This is a genomic window from Arthrobacter sp. 2YAF22_2, assembly GCF_052114645.1.
Classification (GTDB): domain Bacteria; phylum Actinomycetota; class Actinomycetes; order Actinomycetales; family Micrococcaceae; genus Arthrobacter.
In genome coordinates this window covers 1-3,391 of sequence record NZ_JBFRFD010000416.1, presented here as the reverse complement: position 1 = coordinate 3,391, position 3,391 = coordinate 1, and the positions used below count along the sequence as shown (strand labels likewise).

Below are 3,391 nucleotides of genomic sequence, written 5' to 3'. Positions count from 1 at the left end.
GCGCCGTGCAACCCCGGCCGGCGCCGGGCTTTTCCGCGCGCCGCCGCCGTTTCGCTTCCACGGCGCACTGCGGAATTATGGAACTATGACGCCAGCCGAGGACTCGACCCCCCGCCCGGACTCCAGCCAACGCGACTCTGACCCACGGGGCTCTGACCCACGCGACTCTGACCAACGCGACGACTCCGCACTGCCCGGTTATGCTGCGCCGGGACTCTCCGCGCCTCCCGCCTCGGCCGCCGTCACGCAGGGGTCAGCCATCGCTGCGCCCCGTGCCGCGCGGCCGGCCCGGAGTGACCGTTCCCTGGACGAGGACATCCCCTACGGCGTACGGATCGCGGCGTCATGGGCTTGGCGGCTGGGCCTCATCCTGGTCGTGGCCGGGGCACTGATCTGGCTGCTCAGCAAGATCAGCTTCCTCATCATCCCGGTGATGGTCGCCGCGCTCCTGGCCGGCCTGCTCAGCCCGGTCACGCGCTGGCTCCGCCGCCGCAGGCTACCCAACGGCGCCGCGGTGGCCCTCACCGTACTCGGCTTCGTCGGGGTCATCGCCGCGGCGCTGGCCCTGGTTGGACGCCAACTCAGCGCCGGTTTCGGGGAACTCTGGAGCCAGGCGCTCGAAGGCGTGCAGCAGGTCCAGGGCTGGCTCGCCGAGGGCCCCCTGCACCTGACGGCCGCCCAGATCGACACCTACATCCAGGAGGGCACGTCTGCGCTGCAGAACAACAGCAGCAGCATCCTCAACGGAGCCCTGACCTTCGGCAGCACCGCGGGGCACTTCGCAGCCGGGCTCCTGCTGGCCATGTTTGTCTTGATCTTCTTCCTGCTCCAGGGCGAGCAGATCTGGGCCTTCCTGGTCAGGCTGATGCCCCGGAAGGCCCGTCCGGCCGTCTACGGCGCCGGGCGGCGCGGCTGGACTTCGATGGTCAGCTATGCCCGGATTCAAATGTTCGTCGCCTTTGTGGACGCGGTCGGAATCGGCGTCGGCGCCGCCATCATCGGGGTTCCGCTGGCCCTGCCGCTCGGCGTGCTGGTGTTCATTGGCTCATTCATCCCCGTGGTCGGCGCGCTGGTGACCGGAGCCGTCGCGGTACTGCTGGCGCTCGTCGCCAACGGCCTGGTCAACGCGCTGTTCATGCTCGGCATCGTGTTGCTGGTCCAGCAGCTGGAAAGCCACATCCTGCAGCCCCTGGTGATGGGCAAGGCGGTGTCACTGCATCCGGTGGCCGTCATCCTGTCGGTGGCCGCGGGCTCCTATTTGGCCGGCATCCCGGGCGCGCTGTTCTCTGTGCCGATCCTCGCCGTAGCAAACTCGGCCGTTCGATACATTGCGGGCAGAACGTGGGAACATGATGAAGAGCTGGCACCCGCAAGCCCGCAGGGAGTCCCTGCACTTGCCGGAGCCGGCGAGGACCCGCGCCCCCGGGAGGTCCACCTCCCAGGCGCCGACGCCGAAACCCCCTAAGGAGATCAGTTCGTGAATACCCTCGAGAGCCTGCCCGTCACGCTGGACGATGTCCTGGAGGCGCAGAAGCTGCTCGACGGAATTATTACCCGGACCCCGGTGGAGTCGTCCCGCGCACTGGGCGCCATCGCGGGCGGCGAGGTCTACTTCAAATGCGAGAACCTGCAGCGCGCCGGTTCCTTCAAGGTGCGCGGCGCCTACGTGCGGATGGCCAAGCTCTCCGCCGGGGAGAAAAAGCGCGGCGTCGTCGCGGCCTCGGCCGGCAATCACGCCCAGGGCGTCGCTGTCGCGGCCAAGGCCCTCGGCATCAAGGCCCGCATCTACATGCCGCTGGGCGTCGCGCTGCCCAAGCTGGCCGCGACGCGCAGCCATGGCGCCGAAGTCGTGTTGCACGGCCACAACGTGGATGAGGCGCTCGCCGAGGCCAAGCGCTACGCGGACGAATCCGGAGCGGTGTTTGTCCACCCCTTCGACGACGTCGACATCGTCGCGGGGCAGGGCACCGTCGGGCTGGAAATCCTCGAGCAGATCCCCAACGTGGACACCATCCTGATGGGCGTCGGCGGCGGAGGGCTGCTGGCCGGCGTGGCCGTGGCGGTGAAAGCCAGGGCCAAGGAGCTCGGCCGGGAAATCCGGATCATCGGCGTGCAGGCCGAGAACGCCGCCGCCTACCCGCCGTCGCTCGCCGCGGACGCACTCGTGCCGCTCAAGCGCGTTTCCACGATGGCGGACGGCATCGCCGTGGGCCGGCCCGGCCAGCTGCCGTTCAGCATCATCCGCGAACTGGTCGACGACGTCGTCACGGTCAGCGAGGACGCGCTGGCGCGCGCGCTGATCTTCCTGCTGGAACGGGCCAAAATGGTCGTCGAACCGGCCGGTGCCGTGGGCGTGGCCGCGCTGATGGAAGGCAAGATCGAAAACCCCGGAACCACCGCCATCGTGCTCTCCGGCGGCAACATCGACCCGATGCTGATGCTCAAAGTCATCCAGCGCGGCCTCTCCGCCGCCGGCCGCTATATGACGGTGCGGATGATGCTGGACGACCGGCCCGGCTCGCTGGCCACCATCGCCCGGATCATCGCCGAAAACGATGCCAACGTAACTGGGCTGGACCACACCCGCGTGGGCGGCTCGATCAGCATGGGCGACGTCTCCATCACCGTCAACCTGGAAACCAAGGGCCACGAGCACTGCGAGCAGGTCCTCGGCGCGCTCCGGGCCGAGGGTTTCCAGCCGATCGTCGTGCACTAGGCGGCCGGAGTGCTTGACGCCTTCAGGGGGGAACGGCGCCGGGGCCCGACCGCCGCCCTGGCCCGCCAGGGTCTGTTGGTGGTGGGCTCGTTCGTGCTGTTGCTCTACGCGATCGAGATCCTCAACACGCTGATGCTGCACTCGCTCAACGGCGTCTTCGGGCTGCGGCCGCGGACGCCCGGCGGGCTACTGGATATCCTGACCTTTCCGCTGCTGCACGCGAACCTCGCCCACCTGCTGTCGAACACCCTGCCCTTGATCATCTTCGGCTTCCTGGTCTTCCTGTCCGGCCTGCGGGTCTTCGTTACCGCCGTGGCCTCCAGCTGGCTCGGTTCGGGTGTGGTCGTGTGGCTGATCGGCGGCCTAAACGTCACGGTGGGGGCTTCGGGGCTGGTCTTCGGACTCTTCGCATTCCTGCTGGTGCGCGGCTTCTTCAACCGGAACTGGGGCCAGATCCTGCTTTCCGTCGTGCTGTTCCTGGCCTACGGCGGCATCCTCTTCGGGGTGCTACCCACCGTCGCGGGCTACGTTTCGTGGCAGGCCCACCTGGGCGGGGCCGGCGGCGGCGTTCTGGCGGCACTGATGCTCAGCCGCCGCCGGCCGCGGTCCGGAACGTCCGGCCCCGCGGCGCCCTAGGCGGGGTCAGCACCAAGTTCTGAGCCGTCCTTAAACGCC

Annotated in this window: 3 protein-coding genes; all 3 read left to right on the top strand. The window is 68.7% G+C overall.

Annotated elements, in window-relative coordinates:
* Positions 1–85: 85 nt before the first annotated feature.
* From AB4Y86_RS15090 to AB4Y86_RS15080, 3 genes are read left to right on the top strand one after another with little or no spacing between them, the layout of a single operon-like run.
* On the top strand, positions 86–1,465 hold the full coding sequence (locus AB4Y86_RS15090) for an AI-2E family transporter (protein WP_441403010.1): 1,380 nt from the start codon (positions 86–88) through the stop codon (positions 1,463–1,465).
* 12 nt (positions 1,466–1,477) lie between these two features.
* Positions 1,478–2,716: a threonine ammonia-lyase gene (gene ilvA, locus AB4Y86_RS15085; RefSeq protein ID WP_441403009.1), complete on the top strand. Its 1,239-nt coding sequence runs from the start codon at positions 1,478–1,480 to the stop codon at positions 2,714–2,716.
* 9 nt (positions 2,717–2,725) lie between these two features.
* Positions 2,726–3,352: a rhomboid family intramembrane serine protease gene (locus tag AB4Y86_RS15080; RefSeq protein ID WP_441403008.1), complete on the top strand. Its 627-nt coding sequence runs from the start codon at positions 2,726–2,728 to the stop codon at positions 3,350–3,352.
* Positions 3,353–3,391: the final 39 nt, after the last annotated feature.